Annotated in this window: 23 protein-coding genes, 1 tRNA gene and 2 pseudogenes; 12 read left to right on the plus strand and 14 right to left on the minus strand. The window is 71.2% G+C overall.

Annotated features, from left to right (window positions below; genetic code table 11):
* Positions 1 to 103: 103 nt before the first annotated feature.
* The 5 genes from OG210_RS20660 to OG210_RS20680 are packed head-to-tail and all read right to left on the minus strand — an operon-like array spanning position 104 to position 5,372.
* Positions 104 to 241, minus strand: a complete 138-nt coding sequence (locus tag OG210_RS20660; RefSeq protein ID WP_371538142.1) for a hypothetical protein — start codon at positions 239 to 241, stop codon at positions 104 to 106.
* Positions 229 to 1,557 (minus strand): AAA domain-containing protein, encoded by a 1,329-nt coding sequence (locus OG210_RS20665; protein ID WP_371538145.1) that lies wholly within the window; start codon positions 1,555 to 1,557, stop codon positions 229 to 231. The genes OG210_RS20660 and OG210_RS20665 overlap by 13 nt, the downstream gene beginning before the upstream one ends.
* Positions 1,554 to 3,230, minus strand: a complete 1,677-nt coding sequence (locus tag OG210_RS20670) for a hypothetical protein (protein WP_371538148.1) — start codon at positions 3,228 to 3,230, stop codon at positions 1,554 to 1,556. The genes OG210_RS20665 and OG210_RS20670 overlap by 4 nt, the downstream gene beginning before the upstream one ends.
* Positions 3,221 to 4,549, minus strand: coding sequence for a hypothetical protein (locus OG210_RS20675; RefSeq protein ID WP_371538151.1), 1,329 nt, complete (start codon positions 4,547 to 4,549; stop codon positions 3,221 to 3,223). The genes OG210_RS20670 and OG210_RS20675 overlap by 10 nt, the downstream gene beginning before the upstream one ends.
* On the minus strand, positions 4,446 to 5,372 hold the full coding sequence (locus OG210_RS20680) for a phosphatase PAP2 family protein (protein WP_328326823.1): 927 nt from the start codon (positions 5,370 to 5,372) through the stop codon (positions 4,446 to 4,448). The genes OG210_RS20675 and OG210_RS20680 overlap by 104 nt, the downstream gene beginning before the upstream one ends.
* 180 nt (positions 5,373 to 5,552) lie before the next feature.
* On the opposite strand from OG210_RS20680, the gene OG210_RS20685 reads away from it, so the two are divergent.
* Positions 5,553 to 6,149 carry a histidine phosphatase family protein gene (locus OG210_RS20685; protein ID WP_328326821.1) on the plus strand — a complete coding sequence of 199 codons (597 nt, stop codon included), beginning with the start codon at positions 5,553 to 5,555 and terminating at the stop codon, positions 6,147 to 6,149.
* A gap of 119 nt (positions 6,150 to 6,268) precedes the next feature.
* On the opposite strand, the gene OG210_RS20690 is transcribed toward OG210_RS20685, so the two are convergent.
* A complete protein-coding gene (locus OG210_RS20690) occupies positions 6,269 to 7,639 on the minus strand; it encodes a hypothetical protein (protein WP_371538154.1) in 1,371 nt (456 codons plus the stop codon).
* 235 nt (positions 7,640 to 7,874) lie between these two features.
* On the opposite strand from OG210_RS20690, the gene OG210_RS20695 reads away from it, so the two are divergent.
* The gene (locus tag OG210_RS20695; protein WP_371540398.1) at positions 7,875 to 8,291 is read left to right on the plus strand and encodes a hypothetical protein; all 417 of its coding nucleotides are present in this window, start codon (positions 7,875 to 7,877) and stop codon (positions 8,289 to 8,291) included.
* A gap of 96 nt (positions 8,292 to 8,387) precedes the next feature.
* A complete protein-coding gene (locus tag OG210_RS20700; protein ID WP_328326814.1) occupies positions 8,388 to 9,251 on the plus strand; it encodes a fused MFS/spermidine synthase in 864 nt (287 codons plus the stop codon).
* 28 nt (positions 9,252 to 9,279) lie between these two features.
* On the opposite strand, the gene OG210_RS20705 is transcribed toward OG210_RS20700, so the two are convergent.
* Positions 9,280 to 9,861 (minus strand): hypothetical protein, encoded by a 582-nt coding sequence (locus tag OG210_RS20705; RefSeq protein ID WP_371538158.1) that lies wholly within the window; start codon positions 9,859 to 9,861, stop codon positions 9,280 to 9,282.
* Between the two features lie 87 nt (positions 9,862 to 9,948).
* On the opposite strand from OG210_RS20705, the gene OG210_RS20710 reads away from it, so the two are divergent.
* The 8 genes from OG210_RS20710 (at position 9,949) to OG210_RS20745 (ending at position 20,633) form a co-directional block, all read left to right on the plus strand.
* Positions 9,949 to 10,638, plus strand: a complete 690-nt coding sequence (locus tag OG210_RS20710) for a response regulator transcription factor (RefSeq protein ID WP_328326810.1) — start codon at positions 9,949 to 9,951, stop codon at positions 10,636 to 10,638.
* Entirely contained in the window at positions 10,635 to 12,029 is a 1,395-nt protein-coding gene (locus tag OG210_RS20715; protein WP_328326809.1) for a HAMP domain-containing sensor histidine kinase, read from the plus strand. The genes OG210_RS20710 and OG210_RS20715 overlap by 4 nt, the downstream gene beginning before the upstream one ends.
* 229 nt (positions 12,030 to 12,258) lie before the next feature.
* Positions 12,259 to 13,758 (plus strand): cellulose binding domain-containing protein, encoded by a 1,500-nt coding sequence (locus OG210_RS20720; RefSeq protein WP_328326806.1) that lies wholly within the window; start codon positions 12,259 to 12,261, stop codon positions 13,756 to 13,758.
* 561 nt (positions 13,759 to 14,319) lie between these two features.
* The gene (locus OG210_RS20725) at positions 14,320 to 15,648 is read left to right on the plus strand and encodes an extracellular solute-binding protein (protein ID WP_328326804.1); all 1,329 of its coding nucleotides are present in this window, start codon (positions 14,320 to 14,322) and stop codon (positions 15,646 to 15,648) included.
* 186 nt (positions 15,649 to 15,834) lie between these two features.
* Positions 15,835 to 16,827 (plus strand): sugar ABC transporter permease, encoded by a 993-nt coding sequence (locus tag OG210_RS20730; RefSeq protein WP_328326802.1) that lies wholly within the window; start codon positions 15,835 to 15,837, stop codon positions 16,825 to 16,827.
* A 15-nt stretch (positions 16,828 to 16,842) separates the two neighbouring features.
* Positions 16,843 to 17,757 carry a carbohydrate ABC transporter permease gene (locus tag OG210_RS20735; protein WP_328326800.1) on the plus strand — a complete coding sequence of 305 codons (915 nt, stop codon included), beginning with the start codon at positions 16,843 to 16,845 and terminating at the stop codon, positions 17,755 to 17,757.
* A gap of 128 nt (positions 17,758 to 17,885) precedes the next feature.
* Positions 17,886 to 19,343, plus strand: a complete 1,458-nt coding sequence (locus OG210_RS20740) for a GH1 family beta-glucosidase (RefSeq protein WP_328326798.1) — start codon at positions 17,886 to 17,888, stop codon at positions 19,341 to 19,343.
* A 240-nt stretch (positions 19,344 to 19,583) separates the two neighbouring features.
* On the plus strand, positions 19,584 to 20,633 hold the full coding sequence (locus tag OG210_RS20745; RefSeq protein WP_328326796.1) for a LacI family DNA-binding transcriptional regulator: 1,050 nt from the start codon (positions 19,584 to 19,586) through the stop codon (positions 20,631 to 20,633).
* Between the two features lie 61 nt (positions 20,634 to 20,694).
* Here the strand turns inward: OG210_RS20745 and OG210_RS20750 are convergent.
* The 7 genes and pseudogenes from OG210_RS20750 to OG210_RS20780 form a co-directional block, all read right to left on the minus strand.
* Positions 20,695 to 20,826: pseudogene (locus OG210_RS20750) on the minus strand (bifunctional ornithine acetyltransferase/N-acetylglutamate synthase); the annotation flags it as partial.
* 330 nt (positions 20,827 to 21,156) lie between these two features.
* Positions 21,157 to 21,294, minus strand: coding sequence for a hypothetical protein (locus OG210_RS20755; RefSeq protein ID WP_328326794.1), 138 nt, complete (start codon positions 21,292 to 21,294; stop codon positions 21,157 to 21,159).
* Positions 21,295 to 21,813: 519 nt separating this feature from the next.
* Positions 21,814 to 22,224 carry a DUF6879 family protein gene (locus OG210_RS20760; protein ID WP_371538164.1) on the minus strand — a complete coding sequence of 137 codons (411 nt, stop codon included), beginning with the start codon at positions 22,222 to 22,224 and terminating at the stop codon, positions 21,814 to 21,816.
* Positions 22,225 to 22,790: 566 nt separating this feature from the next.
* Positions 22,791 to 23,048: pseudogene (locus tag OG210_RS20765) on the minus strand (site-specific integrase); the annotation flags it as partial.
* A 28-nt stretch (positions 23,049 to 23,076) separates the two neighbouring features.
* Positions 23,077 to 23,149 (minus strand) — tRNA-His (locus tag OG210_RS20770).
* Between the two features lie 112 nt (positions 23,150 to 23,261).
* Positions 23,262 to 23,864, minus strand: a complete 603-nt coding sequence (orn, locus tag OG210_RS20775; RefSeq protein WP_328326792.1) for an oligoribonuclease — start codon at positions 23,862 to 23,864, stop codon at positions 23,262 to 23,264.
* Positions 23,865 to 23,968: 104 nt separating this feature from the next.
* On the minus strand, positions 23,969 to 25,183 hold the full coding sequence (locus OG210_RS20780) for a helix-turn-helix domain-containing protein (protein ID WP_328326790.1): 1,215 nt from the start codon (positions 25,181 to 25,183) through the stop codon (positions 23,969 to 23,971).
* An 851-nt stretch (positions 25,184 to 26,034) separates the two neighbouring features.
* On the opposite strand from OG210_RS20780, the gene OG210_RS20785 reads away from it, so the two are divergent.
* The gene (locus OG210_RS20785; protein WP_328326788.1) at positions 26,035 to 26,556 is read left to right on the plus strand and encodes a universal stress protein; all 522 of its coding nucleotides are present in this window, start codon (positions 26,035 to 26,037) and stop codon (positions 26,554 to 26,556) included.
* Positions 26,557 to 26,638: the final 82 nt, after the last annotated feature.

Consider the following 26,638-nt stretch of genomic DNA (forward strand, 5'->3'; position numbering starts at 1 on the left):
TCCGGGTCGTGTGCGGTGCTCGGATCTCCGCCGTGGGATTCCGGCCACCGTCCATTGTCCCGCCCCGCGCAAGAGGACGTCCCGGGCAGCGCCCCACACCGCGTCACAGCGGCCGGTACGGCACCCGGTGCTCCGCGAGATGGGCCAGGACCGCGTGATTCGCCTCCCAGCCGTCCGGGGCTGTGTCCGTCGGCCGCCTGCGGCGGTGTGCCGGACTCCGTCCGGCGGTTACGGGGTCCACGGCACCCGGTGCTCCGCGAGATGGGCCAGGACCGCGTGATTCGCCTCCCAGCCGTCCGGGAACTTCACTGTCACTCCCAGCTGCACCGGCTCCGCCGACGGGTGCTCGTCGAGCAGCCCGGCCACGCCTTCCCGGCACACCACGATGCAGGCGTGCCGGTGCCGCGACGCCAGGACGCAGAGCCTGCCCGTCTCCAGATGGAACGCCGTCGCGTCCGGGCGGCCCGACAGCGGGTGCAGCACCACCGTGACGTCGAACTCCCGGCCCTGGAGGCGGTTGGCCGTGTCGACCGCGACGCCTGTCACCCCGAGCTCCGTGAGCGCCGACCGGACCGCGGCCGCCTGATCGCGGTGGGCCGTGCCGACCGCGATACGGTCCGCCGTCAGCGGCACCGGATCCGGCGACTGCTCACTCACCGCCGCGCCACCGCGGTCCAGCAGCCGCCGGACCACCAGGGCCACCGCCCGTACCGCCTCTGGGTCCGTACGCGGTGTGTGCCGGGCGGGCAGTTCGAGCAGGCCCCAGCCCGCTTCCGCCGCCTCGTCCAGCACCCGGTCGGGGCCCGAACCGTCCGACGCCACCCCGAAGGTCAGCCGCCGGTCGCCGTGGTCCGTACCGCTGCGGAACGGCGTGTACGGGTAGAACGCGTCCGAGACCAGCGGCGCCGCCGACGCGGGCAGCCGCCAGGAGACCGGCAGCCGGTGCTGCGGCAGCTCCGGATTGTGCGCGAGCAGGGTCGCGACCGCGCTGGACGACGGGTCGTACGCCAGCCCCGCCCACTGCTCGGCGCCGACCACGCTGAACGGGTCGAGCTGGCCGGGATCGCCCACGAACAACGCCCGTTCGAACAGCCCGGCCACGGCCAGCAGGGCATCCGAGCGCATCTGGTACGCCTCGTCCACGATCGCGTGCCGCCAGGGCTCGACGCCCTTCACATGCGCCCACTTCGCGGCCGTCGAGATCACCACATCGAGCCCGGCGAGATCCGCCGCCTTGGCGGACTTGCGGACGTTCGGCAGGTCGTCCAGCGCCTTGTCGTACGGGTCGGGGTCGCTGCTGTGCAGCCGGCCGACCGGCAGTTCGGGGTCCTTCACGGCAAGACGGGTGACCAGGTCGTCCACCTGGGCGTTGGTCTGCGCGACCACCATCAGCGGCCGTCCGGCGGCGGCCAGCTCAAGGGCCGCGCGCACCACGAGCGTCGACTTGCCCGCACCCGGCGGGGAGTCGACCACCACTCCGCGGGCGGTGCCGTGCAAGGTGTCGTCGAGGATGGCCCGCGTCGCACGGGCCGCCTCCGCGCCGGGATCGAAGGTCACAGCAGGTCCTCCGGGGTGACGGGGTCGGGACTCGTCTCGGAGCCGAAAGGAGCGGGTACGGCGGGTGCGGTGGACACGGCAGCTCCGTCGGGCATCGTGGACGAGCCGTCCGACGGGCCGGTGGCGCCCGGCGGGCCGCCGTGCGTCCAGGGGGTGTCCTCCTGCGCGGGCAGCTCGGGCCCGCCCCGCGAACTGTGCTCGAACAGCGTCCAGCACAGCCGGTCGCCCTTCTCCGGCACGGTCCCCGGGGCCGGATCCTTGGCGCGGCCCATGCCGTTGGTCAGCCGCAGCACCAGCGAACCGTCCTCCTCGTACCGTACGAACTCGGCTGTCTGCGCCTTCGGCGGGTCGCCCGCAAGCGCGCGGTGGACCTTGACCCGCTCCCCGATGTGCGGTGTGTCATCCGTGCGGAACGTCACCAGGGGGCGGGGGCTCGGGCGCTTCGACTCGCTCCATGCCATCACCACATCCGTCACCTCACCGGCGAACGCCTCGCCCGCGAGCCGCCGCCCGGCCATCACCAGCGGGTCGTCCAGGGCCTCCTGCGCCTCCAGCTGCGTCTGCGCGGTCTCGCGGGTGGCGAGCTTCTGCGCCGCCGTCACCGCGTCGTCCCGGCGCGGCTGCGGCGGCTCGCCCGCCCGCACCCGGTCCCGGTGGCCGGTGAACGACCAGCGGTCCCGGGTCCACCGCTCGCCCGCCCTGGCCCCCTCGGGCAGCTCGCGCAGCAGCCCGAGCCCGTGCCACACCGCGTCCCAGGTGGGCCGCAGCTGTCCGGCCAGCAGCCTGCGGATCTCCCGCTCGGCGGCCGTCAGCTCACCGAGCCGGTCGTCGGCCGCCGGACCGTCCTCGGCGGCGGCCAGTGCCGAACGCGCCGCGTCGTACCGTTCCACCGCCGGGGCCAGCAGCCTGTTGTCGAAGGCCGGATCGGTGGCGGGCCCGGCGGGCGGGCAGAGCAACTGCCCGTCCCGGTCGCGTCCCAGCTCGGCCCGGAGCGCGGCCTCGGCGCCGGACGTACCGTCGGCCGGGTCGATCCAGGCGAGCAGCGCGCCGAGGTGCTGGTCCTCCAGGCTGCTCCGGCCGGTGGCCCAGTGACGGTTCAGCAGGTCGGTCGCGGCGAGCAGCAGCGCGGACCCCGGGACCCGGGCGCGCTCACCGTAGTGCGTCAGCCAGCGGCCGAGCAGCGGGACGCGGGGCGGCGCCGGGTAGGGCGTCTCCGGATCCTCGTCGGCCGTACGCCGGAAGCGCATCGACCGCCCGAGGAGCCGGACGAAGTCGATGCCCGCCCGGCCCGGCACGATCAGCTGCGGGGCGTCCGCGCACAGCTCGGTCTCGACCTTGACCTTCTTCTTGGTCTCCGGGTCGGTCTCGGAGCGCTCGGCGGCCTCCACGTCGTCGGCGTACCCGTCGATGTACGGCAGGACGGCCTCGGCCAGCTCGGCCAGGAACGCGGACCGCAGGTCCCGGTCGCGCGGCTGGGCGACGACCAGCAGCCTCGGCTCCTCGGGGTCCGTCCCGACGAGCGCCCCGAGCGGGGCGCCGGCCTCGCCCGCCGTGGTGAGGGGGACGAACACCAGCGGGCGCGCGGAGAGATGGCGGTGCCGGACGGTCGCGGTGGGCTCCGCGCGGCCGGACCGCACGGCCTCCAGCCGGGCGAGCGTGCTGATCAGCGACATACCGGCGAGCCCTCCTGCTGAGGCACCGGCTGCTGAGGAGCCGGCCGCTGAGAAACCGGCCGCTGGTGAACCGACTGGTGGCGAGCTGTCTGCCGGCGAACCGGCTGCGGCGCCTCCGCCAGTGCCTCCGCCCGCAGCGCCGCGGCCCTGCGCAGCGCGGCCACCGTCGGGTCCGACGGATCGCCCTCCTCGCCGTGCGCCGCGGCCAGCACCGCGTCGACCGTGGTCAGCCCGCCCAGCTCACCGCGGACCCCCCGGCCCAGCGCCTCCACCGCGCCGGTGTCCCGGGCCCGGTCGCGGCAGTGGAAGGCCAGCTCGCACGCGGCCAGGCACTCCGGTGCGTATGCCGCGCCGACCGATTCGACCGCCGCCGTGAGCTCGGCGGGCGGCAGACCGGGATCGAAGGTGGTGCCTTCGGGCAGGGCCGCCGCGATGTCCTCGATACGGGTCAGCCGGGCCAGCTGACGCCGGGTCACCGAGAGCTGCTTGCGTACGTCGACAGCCGAAGCCGTCGGCAGGTTGGAGAAGTCCTTCGGGCACACCAGCAGGATCCGGTCGTGCACGGATGCGCCGCCTGGGCTGTCCGCGCCACCTGGGCTGTCCGCCCTGTCCGCCCTGTCCGTACCGCTGAGGTGCGCTGCGATCCGCTCCAGCGCCAGCACGTACACCGCGGACTGCCGGGCGGCCGCCCCCACCTTCGCCGCGTCCGCCGACCCGTCGATCATCGGGAACGACTTGATCTCGATCACCGTCCAGCGTCCGGCCGGATCGACCACCACCGCGTCCGGCTCCAGATAGGCGGGCGAACCCGCCACCTCCAGCGCCAGCATCGGGTGGTCGAACAGGGTCCACCCGCCGGCCTCCGTGGCCTCACGCAGCGCCAGTGCGGTGCGGGCCGCACGGCCCTCGGGGCCCGCCGCCGTGAGATCGGGGACCGCCACGTCCACCGGCTGGGCCGTGCCCATGTGCTCCGCGAGGAGCCGCATCAGATCGGCGCCGCCGTCGGCCTTGACCCTGGCCTCGAAGGCGTTGCCCCGCATGAAGGCGAACTGGGACTGGCCGAAGGCCGAAGGGGAGCCGAGTGCCTGTGCGAGAACCGTCTTGTTCACCCCGGCGCCGTCGAGCAGCGCCCGGCGCTCGCAGCCGGGGTTGGCCGCGAGGGCCGCCAGCGCGCGGGCGTCCAGCGGCTGTGGCGCGACGGACGGGCCCCGCAGCTCAGCGAGCCGCTGTCGGAGTGCCGTCGTCGGCGGTTTCACCTGCTGTGTCGCCTGCTGACGCGGAAGAGGCGGAGGAGGTCCGCTGCCCGGGGAATCGCTCACCCGGGGAAGTCTTGCACCCGGCACCGACAATCGGGGACGGAGTGTCAGCGGTACGGGAGAAGAACCGGTCCCGTATTCGGTCGGCCAGCCGCACCACGGGCCTGGCGAGCAGCAGCCCCACACCCATCACCGCGACCCCCGCGATCGCGTCGAGCAGATAGTGATTGGCCGTGCCCAGCACCACGAAAGTGATGGTCAACGGGTAGAGCACCCCGAGTATTCGGGCCAGCGGCGTACGGCCGTGGCGCCACAGCATCACCCCGCACCACAGCGCCCACCCCACATGCAGGCTCGGCATCGCGGCGAACTGGTTGGTCATCCCGCCGAGTCCGCGCGGCGCGCTCGCGTCGTCGCCCCACCAGCCGTACGAGCTGTACTGCGCCATCGTGTCGACAAAACCCTGCGCATGGTCGAGCAGCCGCGGCGGACAGGTCGGGGTCAGCGTGAAGCCGATCAGGCCGAGCAGCGTGGACACCATCAGCCAGGTGCGCGCCATGCGGTACTGGGCGGGCCGGCGGCGGAAGAGCCATATGAGGATGCCCGGGGTCACCAGGTAATGCAGCGAGGCATAGGCGAAGTCGGCGGGTATCCCGATCGCCGGGGTGTGCGTGAACAGCCTGTTCAGCGGGTGTTCGATGTTGATGTGCAGGAACTTCTCGGCACGCAGCAGCGAAAGCCCGTGGTGGACCGCGTCCTCGGTATTGCCGCGTGCCAGGAGCCGGCCGGACGAGTACGCGGTGTAGACGACAGCGATCACAAGGAGCTCTGTCCACCAGCGGGGCCGGTCACGGTTCGCGGTGTACGGCATCCGAATGCTCTCCATCGTCTGTTCAAACGGGGCCTGTCACCCGGCGTACCACCATAGGGCGTATGGAATGACAAGTTCAGGGGGCCCCTCTTTGCCGGGGCACGGTAGGTGGGACGCCGAAGCCGTCCGCCGGGTTGCTCCCGGAACCCGTACGCGATGATGGAAGCAGCATCACCGCACGGAGGAGAGACCGTCATGGCACCCCGCATGCTGCTGGTCCGGCATGGACAGACCGCATGGTCGCTGTCCGGGAAACACACCGGCAGGACGGACATCCCGCTGCTCGAAGAGGGACGCGAGGGGGCCGAGCTGCTCGGCAAGCGGCTGCACCGGTCGCCGTGGGACGCGCTGCCGGACGCCAGGGTGTTCACCAGCAGACTGCTACGGGCGAGCGAGACATGCGCACTTGCCGGGTTCGCCGACCGCGCGGAGGAGTGGGACGCGCTCCTGGAGTGGAACTACGGGGCGTACGAAGGGCTCACCCCGGCCGAGATCCAGGCGGTCGATCCCGGCTGGTTCATCTGGCGCGACGGCGCTCCCGGCGGTGAGTCCGTGGCCGATGTCACCGCGCGGGCCGACGCGGCGATCGACCGGATCCGTACGGGCGGCCGTGACGTGCTGGTCTTCGCGCACGGCCACATCCTGCGGGCGCTCGCCGCGCGCTGGCTCGGCTACGACTTGACGTTCGGCGCCCGGATCCGGCTGGCCCCGGCGTCGCTCTCGGTGCTGGGCTGGGCGTACGACGCCCCCGCGGTCGAGCGGTGGAACGACACCGGGCACCTGGAGCCGTGACGGCCGGTTGACGGCCGGTCCCGGACCGGGACCGGCTGCCGCTCGGAACAGCCGTTCAGAACCGCCGCTCGGGCGGCTCTTCAGGTCGCCTCTTCAGACCAACCGCTCAGACCAACCGCTCAGACCAGCCGCGGAGTCGACGCGTGCCGGTCCAGGAAGGCCGGCACCCCGGCCGCCCGGCGCTCCGGCAGCAGCCTGCGTGCCGTGCCCGCGAGCATCGCCTGGATACGGGACGACTGGACCTGGTCCAGCAGGTCGAGCACCTGGTGCCCGGCCGCCGCCGCCCGGTCGGGAGCGCCGGCCCTGGCCAGGTCGTCGGCGAGCTGCGCACGGTAGAGCGCCAGGTTGCGGGCGAAGTGCGGATCCTGGAGCTCGGCCGCGCGCTCGGCGTGCTGGGCCGCGCGCGGCCAGTCGCTCAGCGCCGACCAGCACTGCGCCTCCAGCATCTCCAGCTCCGCCTCGACGAAGAAGCTCATCCACTCCGGGTCGGCGTCCGATGTGCCCTGCGCGAAGAGGGACTTGGCCCGTACCAGCGTGTCCGAACAGGCCGTACGGTCGCCGAGCCCCGCCCAGCCACCCGCCTCCCGCAGGGTCAGCAGCGAGAGCAGCCGGGGCGACGCCAGCTGCTTCGCCGCGCGCTCCCCGGCCTGCGCGGCCCGCACCGCCTCGCGCGGGCGCCCCGCGTCCCGCGCCAGGAACGCGGTGTTGCAGAAGGCGTGCGCCTCCAGCGCGGGATCGCCGGAGACGCGTGCGGTCGCCAGGGCCTCGGCGTAGTGCGACCGCGCGTCGTCGAAGCGGCCCGAGTCGTGCGCCAGCCATCCCACGGAGATGGCCAGTTCACCGGCGCCCGCGTGCAGCCGGTCGGCCGCGGACCGGCGGGCGGTGCCCGCGTCGAGCAGGGCGTACGCGGCTGCCAGCGGTCGCGCCGCCCGCTGGTAGAGACCGGCGGCGCCATGCCGGTCGTCGAGCAGCCGGATCTGCCGTACGGCCGCTTCGACGGCGCTGACCTCCGCCTCGCCGACACGGCGCTGGGACGGTACGGGGGCCGGGCCGAGGCCCAGCGAGACGGCGGCCAGAGCAGCGGAACCGCCGGCCATGAATGCGCGACGCAGCACGTCGCTCTCCTCGTTGTTCTGGCAGGTGTGGGACTGGCTGGTGTGAAACTGGCCGGTGTCGAACTGGCCGGTGTCGGACTGGGACGGCTGCTCGGCGTCGGGACACATGCCCCGGCCGCGTACCGCCCCCCGGTCGGAGAACCCCAGGTCCTTCAGGGTCGAACCGGGGAACATATGCAGGAAGACCCGCTCGTACGCGTAGTTGGGGCAGCGGATCTCGCCGGCCTCGACCCGCCCGATGTACCGTGCGTCACAGGCGACTTGCTCGCCGATCTCGCGCGCGGCCCGGCGGATCGCCGCCGCGAACTCACCGGGCGAGCGCTGTCCGCGCAACTGCCGGAAAGCCGGGTTGCGTACCTCCCGTGACGTCGCCATGGCCGAGCCCTCTCTGGCGGATGGTGCTGCCGGCCCGGACCGCTCCGGCGCGCAAAACGTACCGTCTGTGATGAGACGCACACGCCCGGTATAGCTACAAAACGGATATCTCACCCGCGATTTGCCATGAACTGCCATCCTTTACGGCGGTGCTGCGCCGTAGCCCTTGACGCCCGCAGGCGTTGAACCTTGCGGAGAACGAGGAGGGGTTGCCTTGTTGGAGACCGGTATCGAGATGAGCGGTTCGAGAACGACCGCCCGGCACACACCCAGTCAGGAGGTCAGCGCACCACCCGACGGTGTCGCCGAACCCTGCGATCTGGTGACGGTCCCCGCGCGGCAGGGACTTGAGGCGGTGGACATCCTGCGCAGGGGAGCGGACTCGGCCGGCGTCGGCCCCGTCCTGCACGACGGCGCCTGCGACACCCTCGGCTTCCTGGTGCCGCCCGGTACGGCCGACGGCTGGGACATGCCGGGCAGCGCGTGTACACAGACCAACGGGCGCGGGCTGCGGATCCCCGAGGAGCCGCCGGTCCGGGGCACCGGCTGGCTGCTGCCGCCCGAGGCGACGCCGGTCACCGACCCTTCGGTGCTCAGGGCGGCGCTCGGCGAGGCGGCACGTCTCATCGAGGCGGCGGACAACCGCCGGTGAGCAGCGGGGCCCGCTGAGCGCTGTCGCGGGCCGGGGAGCGCGGTACCGGGGAGCGCGGTACCGGAGGGCGCGACAGGGGCGCGCGATACTGGGGGAGTGGCGAAGAACAAGCGGCAGGGCCGTTCCGCACCGGAGTCCGTCGTCGAGCAGGTGGCCGGCGGGATCGCCGAACTCAGGCCCGACCGCGACCGCCCGCGCGCCTGGACCCTGCTGATCGACGGCGCCCCGCAGTCCCATGTGGACCTCGACGACCCCACGTACCTCGACTTCGAGTACCAGCGCAGGCTCGGCCATGTCATCGACCTCGCGGGACCGCCCAGGCAGCCGCTGCACGTCGTGCATCTGGGCGGCGGGGCGTTCACGCTGGCCCGTTACGTCGCGGCGACCCGCCCCCGCTCCACCCAGCAGATCGCCGAGGTCGACGGCCCGCTGGTCCAGCTGGTGCGCAGGGTGCTGCCGCTGGACCCCGGTGCCCGGATCCGCGTCCGCTCCACCGACGCCCGCGCCGCGCTCGCGAAGATCCCGGACGGCTGGGCCGATCTGATCGTCGCCGACGTCTTCAGCGGTGCGCGCACCCCCGCGCATCTCACCAGTACGGAATTCCTCACCGAGGTCCGCCGGGCGCTGAAGCCGGAAGGCTGGTACGCGGCGAACCTCACGGACGGCCCGCCGCTGACGTATCTGCGCGGCCAGATCGCGACCGCGGCAGCCACCTTCCCCGAACTGGCCCTGGCGGCCGAGCCTGCGGTGCTGCGCGGCCGGAGGTTCGGGAACGCGGTACTGGTGGGTTCCGCGCTCCCGCTGCCCATCGCCGAGCTGACCCGCCGGGTGGCGGGGGACGGGCACGCGGGGCGGCTGGAACACGGCCGGGGCCTCACGGACTTCACGGGCGGGGCGAAGCCGGTACGGGACGCCGACGCGGAGCCGTCACCTCCACCGCCGCCCGCGGTCTTCGGGTAGCCGGACAGCTCCTGGTGGGGCGTCCCCCTCAGCTGTCGTCCACCTCGACCGACGGCTCGTGCCCGTTCCAGGTGCAGAACACCGACACCGACCGGCGCCCCTGCGTGAACGTCACCCGGATCCACTCGGGCTGCTTCCAGACCTGCATCTGCCAGCCGTCCGCGGGCGCCGCCGACACCAGCTCCGCCGAGGCCGCCCCCAGATCGAAGACGACCCGGCCACCCGAAGACGTATAGCTCCGCACGTCACCGGACGATCCGGAAGAACCTGACGAATCTTTCGAACCAGGAGAAGGGCGTGAAGCGGGCGCCGATGCCGATGCCGAGGGAGACGGCGAGTGCGGCGGGGAAGCGCTCCCGGACGAGTGCGCGGGGGACCGGGAGGACGACCCGCCCCCCGGTGACCGCCCAGCCCCCGGTGACGCGGAATCCGGCTCCTCGGGCCGCTGGGTGGCCGACGAGAGCAGCTCAGGACTCCCCGCCACCGGAAGCGCCCGGGGCAGGTCATAGGCCGTGCCGGCCATCACCGAATGGACCCCCCACCAGGTCAGCGTCGTCGCCGCACCGGTGGCGAGCGACCATGCCAGGGCCTGTGTCAGTCGCCGGATCATCGCGCCATACTGCCCCACCCGCCCCACCGGCGTCGCGACACGGTGAGACGCATACCGGCCACCCCCGAATGGCGTACGGTGCCGCCCATGGCAAGTGTGCTCGTGGTCGAGGACGACCAGTTCGTACGCTCCGCCCTCATCAGGCACCTCACCGAGGCCTCCCACACCGTACGGAGCGTCGGCACCGCCCTCGAGGCGCTGCGTGAGGTGGCCCATATCGGCTTCGACCTGGTCATTCTCGATCTGGGTCTGCCCGATCTCGACGGGGCGGAAGCGCTGAAGATGCTGCGCGGCATCACCGACGTACCGGTGATCATCGCCACCGCGCGGGACGACGAGGCGGAGATCGTACGGCTGCTGAACGACGGCGCCGACGACTACCTCACCAAGCCCTTCTCCGTGGAGCATCTGTCGGCCCGGATGGCGGCCGTGCTGCGCCGTTCCCGCAGCAGCTCCGGCGCCGAGCCCCCGCCGCGGCTCATCCGCGTCGGCGGGCTCTGCGTCGATCCGCTGCGCAGGCAGGCGGAGCTGGACGGGGCGCGGCTCGATCTGACCCGGCGGGAGTTCGACCTGCTGACCTTCCTCGCCGGGCGGCCCGGTGTGGTCGTGGCGCGCAAGGAGCTGCTCGCCGAGGTGTGGCAGCAGTCGTACGGCGACGACCAGACCATCGATGTCCATCTCTCCTGGCTGCGCCGGAAACTCGGCGAGACCGCCGCGAACCCGCGCTATCTGCACACGCTCCGGGGCGTCGGGGTGAAGCTGGAGCCGCCCCGATGAGGTGGGCGCTGGTCAAGGTGGCGCTGGCCGCCACCGCCATGGTCGTGGTGGCCTTCGCCATTCCGCTCGGTCTGGTCATCAAGGAGATGGCCCACGACCGGGCGTTCGCCGGCGCCGAGCGGAACGCGTCGGCCCTCGCCCCCACCCTCTCCATCACCACCGACCGCCTCGCGCTGGAGAAGGCGGTCGCCTCCACCCCGGCGGGCGCCGCAGGCCGCGTCGCCATCCATGTGCCCGCGTCGGGCGAACCGGGCAGCCGCCCGACCGAGACCGGCCACGGGCGGGCAGCGGCCAAGGACATCGAAGCGGCCCGCCGCCAGGCCGTGATCACCGCGGTGCCCGGCGGCTCCGCGCTCCTCCAGCCGACCGCGCTGCCCACCGGGAGGATCGCGGTCGTCGAGGTGTACGTGCCGCAGGGCGAGGTCGCCAACGGCGTCGGCACCGCCTGGCTGGTCCTCGCGGGCGTCGGCATCGCGCTGGTCGTCGGCTCGGTCGCGGTCGCCGACCGGCTGGGGGTACGGATGGTGCGCCCCGCGCAGCGGCTCGCGCGGGCGGCGCACGACCTGGGCGAGGGCAGGCTGTCCGTACGGGTCGTCGAGGAGGGGCCGACCGAACTGCGCTCGGCCGCCGTGGCGTTCAACTCGATGGCCGACCAGGTCGTCCAGCTCCTGGACAACGAACGCGAACTGGCCGCCGACCTCTCGCACCGGCTGCGCACCCCGCTCACGGTCCTGCGGCTCAACGCGGCCTCGCTGGGCGAAGGACCGGCCGCCGAGCAGACCCGCGCGGCCGTCGAGAAGCTGGAGCGGGAGGTCGACACGATCATCCGCACGGCCCGCGAACAGCGCCCTCGGCCCCAGGGGCTGCAGACCGCGGCCGCCGGCTGCGACGCCTCCGAGGTGATCCGCGAACGGATGGCCTTCTGGTCGGCGCTGGCGGAGGACGAGGGCCGTACGGTACGGCTGGCGGGCGTGGGCCGGACGGCCCGCATCCCGGTCGTACGCTCCGAACTGGCCGCCGCGCTCGACGCGTTGCTCGGCAACGTCTTCCGCCACACCCCCGAGGGCACCCCCTTCTCGGTGGACGTGCACCACGCGGAGGACGCCGTCATCGTGCTCGTGTCGGACGCCGGTGAGGGCATCGCCGACCCGGCGGCCGCTCTGACGCGCGGCAACAGCGGCGGGCAGACGGGCTCCACGGGTCTCGGCCTCGACATCGTGCGCCGGGTCGCCGAGTCGACCGGTGGCGACGTACGGATCGGGCGCTCGGTCCTCGGCGGCACCGAGGTCCGGCTGTGGATCGCCCTCGACGGCGGCCGTGCGCTGCCGGCCCACAGCCACCGGGTACGGGGCCGCAGGCGCGGGGCGCTCCGGGGGTCGGTGCCGGGCTGATCCGGGGCAGCGGCACCCCACCGGGCAACACTCACCCGGCAAGCCTCGGGAGGTCTGCGGCACTCCCCCTGGCAGGCCCCGGCAGGCCCCGGCATTAACCGCTCCCTTTGTCTTCCTTAAGCCCACCCTAAGATCCTCGACTTCCTTCCTGAACCGCCCAATTGTCCGGTTCGGAATCGCTAGCGTGCTGCCACACCCCCCACTTCCGTAACGCAGAGGCAGGCACGCCATGAGTACGACGACCCACCGGCGCAAGGTGAGCGGCAGGACCAAGGCGGTGGGTGCGGTGGTGGCCGCAGCCGTCGCAGGGGGCGGCGCGTTCGCACTGACCGGAACGGCGCACGCCGCCGACGTGGGCGCCGCCTACACCAAGACCAGTGACTGGCACGGCGGTTACACCGGCCAGTACGTCGTCAGCAACGACGCGGGCAAGGCGCTGACCGACTGGAAGCTGGAGTTCGACCTGCCCGCGGGCACCAAGCTCAGCTCGCTCTGGAACGCCGAGTCCACGGTCGACGGACAGCACGTCACGGTGCGGCCTGCGAAGTGGGACAAGGCGGGTATCGCAGCGGGCACCTCGCTCACCATCGGCTTCGTCACGTCGTCGGGCGCCACCGCAGGCGACCCCACCGGCTGCGTCATCGACGGCGCCAAGTGCTCGATCGACACCGGCGGCGCGCCCGCGCCGAGCGGCCGGCCCACCAAGCCGTCCGAGCCGTCGCAGCCGTCCGACCCGTCCAAGGCGCCGCAGCCGTCGGCCAAGCCCACGTCGACCGCACCGTCGAAGCCCGCCCCCACGCCCACCAAGACCACCGGCACCGGAACGGGCACCTCGTCCGGTGCGGGATTCGCCCCGTACATCGACACCTCGCTCTACCCCGCGTACAACCTGCTCGACACCGTGACCAAGACCGGTGTGAAGGAGTTCAACCTGGCCTTCATCACCTCCGGCGGCAGCTGCGCCCCGCTCTGGGGCGGTGCCACGGGCCTGGGCGACGACAAGGTGGCCTCGCAGATCAGCGGATTGCGGGCCAAGGGCGGCGACGTCCGGGTGTCCTTCGGCGGGGCCTCCGGCACCGAGCTGGGCGCGGCCTGTACGTCCGCCGACGCGCTGGCCGCGGCGTACGGAAAGGTCATCGACACCTACAAGCTCACCAAGGTCGACTTCGACATCGAGGGCGGTGCGCTGCCGGACACCGCGGCCAACACCCGGCGCGCCCAGGCCATCGCGCAGCTCCAGAAGTCCCACCCGGGGCTCGACGTCTCGTTCACGCTGCCGGTGATGCCCGAGGGGCTGACCCAGCCCGGCGTGGATCTCGTCGCCAACGCGAAGAAGAACGGCGTCGACATCTCCGCGGTCAACATCATGGCGATGGACTACGGGGCCTCGTACAGCGGTGACATGGGCGACTACGCCACCCAGGCGGCGACCGCCACGCAGGCCCAGATCAAGGGTGTGCTCGGGCTCTCGGACGCCGCTGCCTGGAAGGCCGTCGCGGTCACTCCGATGATCGGAGTCAACGACGTCAACACCGAGAAGTTCACGGTGGACGACGCGAAGAAGCTGGCCGGGTTCGCCAAGGCAAATGGTCTGGGGCGGCTCTCGATGTGGTCCGGCGCACGGGACAAGGAGTGCCCGGGCGGTGCGAAGAACTCGGCCGACCCGACGTGTTCGTCGGTCGTCCAGGACGAGCTGGCGTTCACCAAGGCGTTCGCCGCGAACAGCTGACGCAGACTCCTGACGCGATACCCTGGCGCGTTCTCCTGACCGACGCCCCGGCCGGTTCACCCCCCACCCGGCCGGGGCGTTCGCCGTGTCCGGACACGGCCGGCCCGGCGGCACCGCCGGCCCACCGGTGCGCCTGCCGCGCCCCCGACGCCGCACCGCCCGCCGCACCCCGTAACCCACCGAATCCCGCACGGAGTTCGCTAAAAAAAGGCGAGGTCCGTCCGGAACGGCCGGCTCTCCGGCCCTCCGTTCACCTTCCGGCGTACGCCCGCGAACCCGGCAGCGGTCCGGCCCCGTTCGGCCCCGCAACCGGGTCATCTGCGTTCATCACCCCGCTGAGCTGCGGGAATTGATGCTGCCCTGACGGCGGCCCGGTCATGGCAAGAGCCGTGCGGGACACGTTCTCGTGACGTGCGGGACACGCTCGGGCAACGGAACCGTCTTCAACTCTTGACACTCACCCCTCCAAGGCAGCAACCTTCCGGCATCAGCGCATGGGAGCGCTCCCATATCGCTCCCGCATCGCACGGGTCTTTCCCGTACGGACCAAGGAGTAGTGGAATGCGCATCACCCGCACCGCCGGCGGTCGCCGCCGCAGAGCCGCGGTCATCGCCACCACGGGCCTGACGGCCACCGCCCTGTTGCTGGCCGGCTGCAGCAGCGACTCGTCGGACTCGGGCAAGAGCTCGGACGCGAACGGGAAGATCACCCTGACCGTCGCGGACTACGGGCAGTTCGGCTACAAGGAGGCCGGGCTCTTCGCCCAGTACCACAAGCTGCACCCGAACATCACGGTCAAGGAAGACGTCACCGCTGATGAGAAGGTCTACTACCCCAAACTGCTCCAGGAGCTGAACTCCGGCAGCGGCCTGGCCGATGTCCAGGGCATCGAGGTCGGCCGGATCAAGGAAGTGGTCGACACCAAGGCGGACAAGTTCGCCGACCTCAGCAAGGTGATCGACGTCAACGACTGGGTGTCCTGGAAGGAGAAGCAGGCCACCACGTCGGGCGGGCAGGTGATCGGCGCGGGTACCGACATCGGCCCGATGTCGCTCTGCTACAACACGGACCTCTTCAAGAAGGCCGGCCTGCCGACCGACCGGGACGCGGTGGCCAAGAAGGTCGCCGGTGGCTGGAGCGACTACCTCGCGCTGGGTGAGGAGTACAAGAAGAACGCTCCTGCGGGCACCTACTTCATGGACTCGGCGAGTGCCATGTTCAACGCTGTGGTGAGCTCCAACACGCAGCAGTACTACGACTCCAGCGGCAAGCCGGTCTACAAGACCAGCTCCAGCGTCAAGGACGGCTGGAAGCTGGCGTCCCAGGCGGCCTCCGAGGGGCTCTCGCACGGTCTCGCGCAGTTCGACCCGCCCACCTGGCCGCCGGCGCTGCGCAAGAACAGCGTCGCCACTGTCGTCTGTCCCGCATGGATGGCCGGTCAGATCTCGACCAACGCGGGCCCGTCCAACAAGGGCCACTGGGACATCACCACGGCCCCCGGCTCGTCCTCGGCCAACTGGGGCGGCTCGTTCCTGGGTATCCCCAAGAGCGGTAAGCACGTGACCGAGGCCAGCGCACTGGTCAAGTGGCTGACCTCGCCGGCACAGCAGGCCGCCGTCTTCAAGGCGATCGGCGCCTTCCCGTCCAACAAGCAGGCGTACACCCTTCCCGAAGTGAAGAACGCCAAGCTTCCCTACTTCAACAACGCGCCGATCGGCAAGATCTACGCCCAGGAGGCCGGCACCATCCCGGCTGCCGTGCTCGGCCCGAAGGACGCCGACATCAAGGACGCGTTCTCCACGCAGATCACCAACATGGAGCAGCGCCACACCAGTTCCAGCAAGGCCTGGAACGACGCGATCAACAACATCGACAAGACGGTCGGCTGATCACCACCGGTGCGGGCGGCCGCCGGGCCGCCGGCGCCGGTACCCGCGCGGGCGGCGCCCTGCCGATCAGGCCGGACGCCGCCGGGCCGGTACGCACATGGACCAGCGTTCCGACACCGCCACACCGGGCCGGACAGGTCCGCTCATCGCGCCGGGTCGGCGCATCCCAGGGAAGGACTCCCGCCTGTGGCAACCTCGACCCCCACCCGGGACACCCACGCCCCGCCTCCCCGCGGCTCCCAGCAGATGTCGGCCCGCCGGCAGACGTGGCGGAGCCGGCTGTGGCGGTTCGACGACAAAGCATCCCCTTACGCATACATCGCTCCCTTCTTCCTCGTCTTCGGCGCCTTCGGTCTCTACCCGCTGATCTACACCGGCTGGATCGCCATGCACCGGGTGGAGATGACCGGTCTCGACCAGATGCAGTGGGTCGGCTGGGACAACTTCTCCAAGATCCTCCAGGACTCCGAGTTCTGGACGGCGGTCAGCAACACCTTCCTGATCGGAGTGATGTCGACGGTCCCGCAGCTGCTGGTGGCGCTGGGCCTCGCGCATCTGCTGAACTACAAGCTGCGGGCCAGCACCTTCTGGCGCACGATCATCCTCACCCCGTACGCCACATCGGTGGCCTCCGCGGCCCTGGTCTTCGCCCTGGTCTTCCGGGCCGACGGCGGCCTGCTGAACTGGGTGCTGCACTTCATCGGCCTGGGGCACACCAACTGGGTCAACGGGCAGTGGACTTCCAAGATCGCGATATCGGTGATCGTGATCTGGCGCTGGACGGGTTACAACGCACTGATCTATCTGGCCGCCATGCAGGCCGTGCCGACCGATCTGTACGAGGCAGCCTCGATCGACGGAGCCTCGCGCTGGCAGCAGTTCCGCAAGGTGACCATCCCCTCGCTGCGGCCGACGATCCTCTTCACGATCGTCATCTCCACCATCGGCTCCATGCAGCTGTTCGGTGAGCCGCTGCTGCTGGAAGGCGGCAGGCTCGGAGCGATCGGCGGAAACGAGAACCAGTACGAGACGCTCAGCATTTACCTCTACAACTACGGCTGGAACCTGGGGCATCTCGGCCCGGCCGCCGCGGTTGCCTGGGCGATGCTCGTCCTGCTGCTGCTCATCGCCGCGATCAACTGGCTCATCAGCCGCTTCGTACGCAAATCCGCGGCCTGACCGGGAGCGATATCCATGACCATGACCAGCCCCACCCACGCGCCCGGTCCCACCGCCCCGCCGGCCGCCGCCCCTCCGGCGCCGCGCCGCCGCTTCAGGCCCGGCGCCGGCCAGCAGCTGAAGGGCGGCCCGTTCGCCTACCTCGCCCTGGCCCTCGTGGGCATCGGCTCGATCGTGCCGCTGTACTGGACCCTGGTGGCCGCGTCCCACACCCAGGACGAAGTACTCAACACCACACCGCCGTTCCTGCCCGGCGGGCGGCTCGTCCACAACCTCGACGCGGCCTGGAACCAGGCGCACCTGGGCAAGGCGATCGTCAACTCCGTCATCGTCTCCGGCTGCATCACCGCGGCGACGCTCTTCTTCTGCACCCTGGCCGGGTACGCCTTCGCCAAGATGCGGTTCCGGGGCCGGGGCGGGCTGATGACCGCGGTCATCGCCACCCTGACCATCCCCCCGCAGCTCAGCGTCGTGCCGCTCTTCATGATGATGTCCAAGATCGGCTGGGGCGGGAACCTGGAGTCGGTGATCTTCCCGACCCTGGTGAGCGCGTTCGGCGTCTTCTTCATGCGGCAGTACCTGCTGGAGGCGCTGCCGTACGAACTCATCGAGGCCGCCAAGCTCGACGGTGCCAACAACCTCCGCATCGTGCGCAGCGTGGTCCTTCCGGCGGCCCGCCCCGCGATGATGGTGCTGGGGATGCTGACCTTCGTCCAGGCGTGGAACGACTTCTTCTGGCCCTATCTCGCCCTGAACCAGCAGAACCCCACCCTCCAGGTGGCGCTCGGCCAGCTGAGCGCCTCGTACACGCCTGACCAGAGCATCGTGATGGCGGGCGCGCTGATCAGCACGCTGCCGCTGCTCGTGGTGTTCGTGATCTTCGGCAAGCGGATCGTCGGAGGCATCATGTCCGGCGCCGTCAAGGGGTGACGCCCGCGTCCCCCGCCCTCCCCGGTACGTCCCGTACGGCCCGTTCCTGACCGCAGGCCGTACGGGGCACCGGAGCCCCCTCTCCTCCTCAACTGCCCCTGTCCGCCCACCCCTGGGAGCGCTCCCGCATGACCGCCGTACGATCCGAGACCACCACCCGTGAGCAGGCACCCGATACGACGGACTTCCCCGTGGGCTTCGTCTGGGGCGCGGCTACCGCCGCCTACCAGGTGGAGGGCGCCGCCGCCACCGACGGCCGCACCCCGTCCATCTGGGACACCTTCAGCCACACCCCGGGCAAGATCCGCAACGGTGACACCGGCGACATCGCCGCCGACCACTACCACCGCTACCGCGACGACGTGGCGCTGATGAAGGAGCTGGGCCTCCAGGCGTACCGCTTCTCCATCTCCTGGTCGCGGGTGCAGCCCACCGGCCGGGGCCCGGCCGTGGAGCGCGGCCTCGACTTCTACCGCAGACTCGCCGACGAACTGCTCGAAGCGGGCATCACCCCGGTCGCCACGCTCTACCACTGGGACCTGCCACAGGAGTTGGAGGACGCGGGCGGCTGGCCCCACCGGGCGACCGCCGACCGCTTCACCGACTACGCGGCGATCATGGCCGGCGCACTCGGCGACCGCGTCGCCATGTGGACCACGCTCAACGAGCCCTGGTGCTCCGCCTTCCTCGGATACGGCTCCGGGGTGCACGCCCCGGGCCGCACCGAACCGGCCGCGACCCTGCGGGCGGCCCACCATCTCAACCTCGCCCATGGCCGGGCGACCGAGGTACTGCGCGGTCAACTCCCCGCAACCGCACAGATCTCGGTCACCCTCAATCTCCACCAGGTCCGCCCGCTGACCGGCAGCGTGGCCGACGCCGACGCCGCGCGCCGGATCGACGCGGTCGGCAACCGGATCTTCACCGGCCCGATCCTGGACGGCGCCTACCCCGACGACCTGCTCGCCGACACCGCGCACCTGGTGGACTGGCAGAAGCTGGTACGGGACGGCGACCAGGCCACCATCGCGGCGCCCATCGACGTACTGGGCGTCAACTACTACACGCCGACGCTGGTTTCGACGCCGGAGACCGGCACCGGGGACACCCGCGACGACGGCCACGGCAGCAGCGACCACTCGCCCTGGACCGGTTCCGAGCAGGTCGCCTTCCATCTCGCGGAGGGCAAGAAGCGCACCGCGATGAACTGGGCGATCGACCCTGACGGGCTGTACAGCCTGCTGACGGACGTCAGCCGGGACCACCCGGGACTGCCGCTGATGGTCACCGAGAACGGCGCGGCCTTCGACGACTACGTCTCGCCCGAGGGCCGGGTCGCCGACCCCGAGCGGATCGAGTATCTGCGCGGCCATCTCGACGCCGTACAGCGGGCGGTGGCCGACGGCGCCGATGTGCGCGGCTACTTCCTCTGGTCCCTGATGGACAACTTCGAGTGGGGGTACGGGTACTCCAAGCGGTTCGGCGCGGTCTACGTCGACTACGCGTCCCAGCGCCGGATCCCGAAGGCGAGCGCCCACTGGTACGCCGACGTGATCCGCCGCCACGCGCTGCCGCCGGTGGACTGACCGCGCCGGGCTCCGGCGGACGGACGGGACCCGGCCCTGTGCCCGGTCCTGTCCGTATTCCCTGTTCCGTATTCCTGTTCCGTTTTCCGGCGGCCGTGCCCGCCCCGTACAGTGGGAGCGCTCCCATCGGTGGCGCGCGCGTACGGGACGGGCCTGTCCGAGAGCGTGTCGAGGAGCCGGTGACCGGACTTGGTCCGGTTGTCCGACGTGTGAGAAATTGACCGCGAACGGGAGGCAGCCATGGCGGCAGCGCGAGTACGGAGCGGCGGGCGGCCCACGCTCGAAGAGGTCGCGGCACGGGCCGGGGTCGGACGCGGCACGGCCTCCCGGGTCATCAACGGATCGCCCCGGGTCAGCGCCCGCACCCGCGAGGCCGTCGAAGCCGCGGTCGCCGAGCTGGGATACGTGCCCAACCGGGCGGCCCGCGCGCTCGCCGGGAACCGTACGGACGCCATCGCCCTCGTCGTCCCCGAGCCCGAGACCCGCTTCTTCGCGGAGCCGTACTTCTCGGACATTGTCCGGGGTGTCGGCGCCGCACTCGCCGACACCGAGATGCAGCTGCTGCTCACGCTCGTCGGTAGCGACCGCGAGCGCGACCGGCTCGCCCAGTACCTGGCCGCGCACCGGGTGGACGGGGTGCTGCTCGTCTCCGTACACGCCGACGACCCGCTGCCCGACCTGCTCCAGCAGCTCGACATCCCGGCCGTGGTGAGCGGCCGGCGCTCCGACCACGAGACGCTTCCGTCGGTCGACTCGGACAACTACCAGGGCGCGCGCAGCGCCGTCGGGCACCTGGTCGCGCGGGGCCGGCGCAGCATCGCGACGATCACCGGGCGGCTCGACGTGTACGGCGCGCAGTGCCGCCTCGACGGATACCGCAAGGCCGTCGCCGCGGCGGGCGCCGACGGCGACGAAGCGCTCGTCGCCCAGGGCGACTTCTCCGAGGAGAGCGGCCGCCGTGCGATGGAGCTGCTGCTCGACCGCCGCCCCGATCTGGACGCGGTCTTCGCCGCGTCCGACGTGATGGCGGCGGGCGCCCGCCAGGTGCTGCGCGAACGCGGTCTGCGGGTCCCCGACGACGTGGCCCTGGTCGGCTTCGACGACTCGGTGATCGCGCGTCATATGGACCCGCCGCTGACGAGCGTGCGTCAGCCGATCGAGGAGATGGGCCGCGCCATGGCCCGGCTGCTGCTCTCGGAGATCGAGGAGCACCGGTCGCCGGGACCGGCCGCCGCCGAGCGGACCCAACTGGTGCTCCCGACGGATCTGGTGCCACGGCTCAGCTCTTAGGGCCCTTCGTCTGGATCAGGCCGGGTCGTTCGGATCAGGCCGGGCTCGCGGTGCGGGGTTCTCAGGTGGTGTAGTCGGCGTTGATCCTCACATAGCCCTCGGTGAGATCACAGCCGTAGACAGTGAACGCGCCTTCGCCGATTCCGAGATCCACTCGGATCACGATCTCGTCGCCGGTGAGGTAATCGGCGGCCTTCCCTCGAAATACCTGCATAGGTATGCATGGAAGGCTGAAGTTCCCGCTGGGCCCGGCCACGGTCCGCCCGGCCGGCTCTGAGAACGAGAGAAGCCCCTGACCTGCGTTTCCGCATATCAGGGGCTTCCCTGGAGAGATGAGTAGCGGGACTCGAACCAGATTCTTTGCACCGCTGTGACCTGCGACGATGCGGAACACCCAACCAAAACGGGTCAGTTCGATACCCCTGGACAAAGCCCAGACCGCCCGCCGCAGGGCGACGGACGGTCGGGAGCTCAGGCGGCGTTGGGCCTGCAAAGCAAGCTGTCCGCTACCGGGGCTGGTTGCTCAGTCCTGCGTGGTGTCCGGGGCGGGCGGGGCGATGAACGCCCGTGCGGGCCGGGGCTCCGGGTCTCGCGAGTCCGGTTGCTGTGTGTCATCCCACGCTGCCACCAGCTCGGCGTACCGGGGGTCGGTCCAGTCCATGTGGCCTCCCTTCTCCCCCGCAGGGTACCGATCAGCCCTTGGGCTCGGGCTGCACAACGACCGTGCAGTCCGGGGAGTGCTGGCACTTCGCCGCGACGGACACGAGCAGTTCATCGGTCGGCGGGCTCCAGAGTTCTGCGTCTGCCGCGTACCCAAGGTCGGCGATGGCCTCGCGGGTCCGCTCCAGGATGCGCAGATCGTAGTTCGTCGGTCATAGCCCGGGTAGTGGTGGACGTATTCGCCGCCGAGGAATGCGCACAATTCTGTGTACAGGGCGGTGTGCAGGATCAGGGCGTGCCATCCCTCGTCCACGATCCGCGACGGTGCCAGGCCGGCGCCGGGGCGCCGGGAGCAGGCGGCGACGAACTTCAAGGCCTCTGCGTCCGGCCATGTCCTGGGACATGTCGGGGTTGGCGTCCATGACGGTCTGGCGGCAGCTGGTGAACTGCGCGTCGCTGATGAGCGCGCGGGCGACGACAGGGATCGGGGACGGGTCGGGGCCGGGGTTCGGAGGTACGCTCACGGTGATCTCCTCTGGTGTATCCGGTGGGGATTGACCCGCCCTGGCCGGTGGCTCCGCCAAGAGATCTGGCCGGGGCGGGAGTTCACTGGCAGTAGCGGCGCACCGGCGGGACGCGGACCGGGCATACGACATGCAGACGCACCGCCGCGACTGCACCAGTGCCGCCACTGATCTCGTACTCCTGGGAGGGCGTCTTCTCCCGCGGCCACGTTGTCCGGGGTCGTGGCGAGGAGATACCGCTGCCCGTTTGTCGGGGGCTCATCGACCAGGCGCACCCGCTCGATCCGTTTGCCCCGCCGGGTCTGCTCCCGAACGTTGACGAACCACGGGCCTCCCTCATCGCGCGGCGGTGCGATCCCTTGACGGAACTGGCTGTACTCCTCAGTAGCGGCGTAGGCGAGAAACATGCCAGGGCCTCCGGACACGACAAAACGCCCTCCGCCCTCCCCGAAGGGAGGTCGGAGGGCGCGGTGTTGTCAGTATCTGCGGCGGTCCGCAGTGAGAAGCACGAGGTTGGTTGTCGTCGGGAATAGCCACCCGGGCAGGTCTGCCCGTCGCGGCCGTCCTTCCCGTCTGCACCCGTTCTTGCCGGGCTCTCCTGGTGGGCCAGCGGGGCCGGGAACCGTCGAATCGGCGCCGGCCGGGCCCGGCGGCCCGTGCACCGACGAGTCCCGCCCAGGAGCCCCTGCTGGGCCTGGCGCCCCCGGGGACGGCGTGAGCGACCCACCGCCTGCCCCCGCCGACTCAAAGGGGGAGAAGACGCTGGAACACCAGCGCGAGAGTCCGTGGCAGAGCCTCGTCGGCCAGCTGGTGGGGGTGGTGCTGGAGGCGAGGGCCTGGGCCGCTCGTGCGGCGGTTTCACCAGCGAGATCCAGCTGAGTGCGGACGCCTGCTGCCGCCCGCTGTCCCTCATCACGGTCGTAGAGATCGACTCATGGCCGAGGCGCAGCGGAATGGCCGGCAGTGGGATGTTCGCGCCGATCAGCCAGGCGACGTGCGTATGCCGTAGGTCGTGGATCCGGGGCTTCTTCGGCAGGCCCTTGGTCACGGCCGCGGCCGTCGCCGGCAGCCACTTCCGGTTGTAGTAGTTGGCGTGGTGCCACGCTCCGCCCACCGCGCCCGGAGCACATAGTCCTCCGGGCGCCGACCTGTAACCAGTCAGCGCGCGACGTCGACCTGGGGAGCCGAGAGGGCGAGCATGCGTCTCGGGAACGACTAAGGGCTGACCCATTCATGCAGGTCAGCCCTTGATCAATAAGGGTGAGTAACGGGACTCGAACCCGCGACATCCTGGACCACAACCAGGTGCTCTACCGTCTGAGCTATACCCACCATGACCGTGTCGTTTCCGACCGGCCGAGAAAAAGTGTACAGGGTCCGGGAGGGTGCTCGCGCCCGCCTTTCGGGCGGGTCTCCGTCAGTTCTCCCGGAGCGCCCCCACGGTCTAATCCGCAGGCAGGACGTACTTGGCCGCGATCTTCTTCGCGGTGTCCGAGTCCGGCCCCGGCTGCGGTACGAAGACGGCCTCCCGGTAGTAGCGCAGCTCCGCGATCGACTCGCGGATGTCCGCCAGCGCCCGGTGGTTGCCGTTCTTCTCCGGGCTGTTGAAGTAGGCCCGCGGATACCAGCGGCGGGACAGCTCCTTGATCGACGAGACGTCCACGATCCGGTAGTGGAGGTAGCCCTCGAGGTCCTTCATGTCGCGCAGCAGGAAGCCCCGGTCGGTGCCGACCGAGTTCCCGCAGAGCGGCGCCTTGCCCGGCTCCTTCACGTGCTCGCGTACGTACGCCAGCACCTGCGCCTCGGCGTCGGCCAGCGTGGTGCCGCCGTCCAGTTCGTCGAGCAGGCCGGATGAGGTGTGCATCTTCCGCACCACGTCGGGCATGGTCTCCAGTGCCTCGGCGGGCGGGCGGATCACGATGTCCACCCCTTCGCCGAGCACGTTCAGCTCCGAGTCGGTGACCAGTGCGGCCACCTCAATGAGTGCGTCGTCCGTCAACGAGAGCCCGGTCATCTCGCAGTCGATCCACACCATGCGATCGTTCATACGCCCTACCTTAGAGCCTCTCATCGCTCCAAATGAAAGGCCCGGTCGGCGCTCACGCCCGACGGAGCCGGGGGCCGGTCCGTGCGGACCGGCCCCCGGGCCTCCTACGTCGCGCTCCGCTGCCCGGGGACCGTGGGGCGGCCCGGGGCGTAGGTGTCCGAGCCCGGTTTTCCCGGCTCGGGCAGGGCGGGGGAGCCCTGTGGCGGTGCCGGGGGCTGGGTGCCGCCCGGTGCGGGGGCGCGGCGGGGCTGCGGGGCGCCGTCCGCCACCGGGGCCGCCGGTACCGGTTCGGCACCCTGCGGTCTGCGGGCCCGGTACGCCGTCCGGTACGCGGCGGGAGACGAGCCCAGCTGGCGCCGGAAGTGGCCGCGCAGCGCGACCGGCGAACGGAAGCCGCAGCGGCCCGCGACCTCGTCCACCGAGTAGTCCGACGTCTCCAGGAGGCGCTGCGCCTGGAGCACCCGCTGTGTGATCAGCCACTGGAGCGGCGCACTGCCGGTCAGCGAGCGGAACCGGCGGTCGAACGTCCGGCGGCTCATGTACGCGCGGGCCGCCAGGGTCTCCACGTCGAACTGCTCGTGGAGGTGCTCCAGCGCCCAGGCGACGACCTCCGCGAGGGGGTCGGAGCCGATTTCCTCAGGTAAAGACCTGTCGAGGTAGCGCTCCTGGCCGCCGCTTCTGCGCGGGGGGACCACGAGCCGTCGGGCGAGTGCTCCCGCCGCGTCCGCGCCGTGGTCCGTCCGCACGATGTGCAGACACAGATCGATGCCCGCCGCGGTACCGGCCGAGGTCAGGACGTCGCCGTCGTCGACGAAGAGCTCACGCGGGTCCACGTGGACCGACGGATAGCGCTTCGCGAGCGTCGGGGCGTACATCCAGTGCGTGGTCGCGGGCCTGCCGTCCAGCAGTCCCGCGGCGGCCAGTACGAAGGCGCCGGTGCACAGGCCGACGATGCGCGCGCCCTCCTCATGGGCCCGGCGCAGCGCGTCCAGCGCCTCCGGCGGCGGCGGCGAGGTGATCGACCGCCACGCCGGTACGACGACGGTGCCGGCCCTGCTGATGGCCTCCAGGCCGTACGGCGCGGTGAGTTCCAGCCCGCCCGTGGTGCGCAGCGGGCCTTCCTCGCCCGCGCTCACCAGCAGCCGGTAGCGGGGCACTCCGGCGTCCTGCCGGTCGATGCCGAAAACGGAGAGCGGAATCGAGCTCTCGAATATGGGCCCGCCGCTGAAGAGCAGTACCGAGACGATCTCCTTGCGGCGGCGCCCGGAGAGCTTTCTTGCGGTCTCCGCCACGGCTGTGGAGTCCTGGCCCTGACTCATGGTGCTAAGCCCCCCTCGGTGCTCACGGCTCCCTGATCCTGTCGGGACTGTCGCTCCTGCACACTGCTTTTAATCGTCACAGCCCCTCGGTCCAGCACGAGATCCCCCGCCTCTTACCCAAGATCGAATCTACTGTGTCCCGTGCTGTCGGCGTGACAAGTTCGACTGACGGCGTTATGTCGACATGGCAACTTGGCGCGAAGCATTCGATCAGGAAGCGTTTCACTCAGGAAGCCCCCAGGGAAGTGGGCATCCCGCGCATGGCCCGTCCCAGTAGGGTGCGTGAGCCGCCGTTGGTCCTTTCTTCCCTGGTGGCACGGGGGTTGGCGTATCGTTCCGCCAAGGTCGGGGTGGGTCACCGAAGTTGGCTGAAAACGATCGGGCGCGCGGGTGGGATTCGGTCAGTGGACCGGCGTGCGCCGCTCAGACTGCCACCGGAATCTGTGCGCTCCCGGCACGCCGGGCCCGCGCGGCGGGTGAACGGCGGTCGCACGGCGGCCGTACGCCCCCTGCCTGCGCGGCGGTGAACGGCGGGTGTCGACCCGGCGTCCGGGAGGTGTGCCGGGCCGCGCGGAGGAGTTGCGGACGGGAGGAGCGCGGGGGTCGTTTTCCGGCGCCGGCGGCTCCGGCGGGAAGCTGTAGATACCACCCGGCATTGCCATTTACCGGCCTGCTCGGGCATGCTCCCTGGAACGCCGGACTGGATCGGCGGGCAGTGGGCATGAGAGGAGTGTCGCCGTACTCTGGAGGGTATGGGCTTGGGAAGATGATTCCCGGACACAGCTCCGCCGGACACGCTCCAACGTCAACTGCCGTTCCCTTCCAAGAGGAACTTCTTCGCCGAGACACCGATGGCCGGTTACGAATTCTCCGAACCCGCGGACCGCAGGCAGATCGCCGATCCATCGGCCGAACTCCATGCGGCGGACGAACCACGTCACGCATGTGATCCCGCTTTCAAACACGGGGTAGTCGTCGGTTTCGACGGCTCGACCTCCAGTGAGCGGGCTCTCGCCTATGCCATCGGCATGGCCGTACGACTGGGCTCAGGCCTGATCATCGTCCATGTCGCCAACCGGCTGCCGACCACGGTATGGGCGGGCTGCGAGCCCCCCGTCTTCGTGGACGTGCCGGACCACAGGACCGAAGTGCTCGGCCTCGAACTGGCCTGTGCGGACTATCTCGCCGACGTGCCCTGGATCCTCGTGGAGCGCGGCGGCGACATCTGCTACGAGCTGGAGGAGGTCGGCCGGGAGTACTCGGCGGACGCGATCGTCGTCGGCTCCACGCAGGGCATCGTCGGGCGGATCTTCGGCTCGGTGGCCGGGCGCCTCGCACGGCGCGCCCAGCGGCCCGTCATAGTCATCCCGTAACGCGGCCCGCCCGCCCGGCAGTCCGCCCGCCCTCCGGCAGCCCGCCCGGCCGGCCTCCGGGCATCGGCACCGCCGCGCAACA

The organism is Streptomyces sp. NBC_00466 (genome assembly GCF_041433995.1).
Taxonomy (GTDB): domain Bacteria; phylum Actinomycetota; class Actinomycetes; order Streptomycetales; family Streptomycetaceae; genus Streptomyces.